The 386-nt window shown below is 69.2% G+C and carries 1 protein-coding gene; it reads left to right on the top strand.

The window, feature by feature from the left end; genetic code table 11:
- On the top strand, nt 1–386 hold a 386-nt coding region (locus AMS67_RS00155), incomplete at both ends, for an AMP-binding protein (protein WP_156316464.1).

The raw sequence follows: 386 nt of genomic DNA, 5'->3' as shown, positions 1-386 counted from the left end.
GTGTACCTGCCGGTCGACCCCGAGCTGCCCGGATCCCGGATCGAGATGATGATCGAGGATGCCTCGGCTGTGACCGTGGTCGACGAGACCGAATCGCTGCGCGCCGCTGGTTCCTGGCTCGGCGACCCGCCGGACGACGTCGATGCCCCCGCCTACCTCATCTTCACATCGGGCTCGACCGGGCGCCCCAAAGGGGTACTCGTCTCGCACCGGGCCATCGACAACCGGCTCGCCTGGATGCAGCACCGCTTCGCGCTCGCGCTCGGTGAGCGCGTGCTGCACAAGACGCCGATCTCGTTCGACGTGTCGATCTGGGAGCTGTTCTGGCCGCTGCAGGTCGGGGGCACCGTCGTGATCGCGGCCCCGGGAGAGCACCGGGATCCGCG

It is taken from the genome of Leucobacter japonicus, assembly GCF_001273855.1.
Taxonomy (GTDB): domain Bacteria; phylum Actinomycetota; class Actinomycetes; order Actinomycetales; family Microbacteriaceae; genus Leucobacter; species Leucobacter japonicus.
This window is presented reverse-complemented; position numbering and strand designations above follow the sequence as displayed.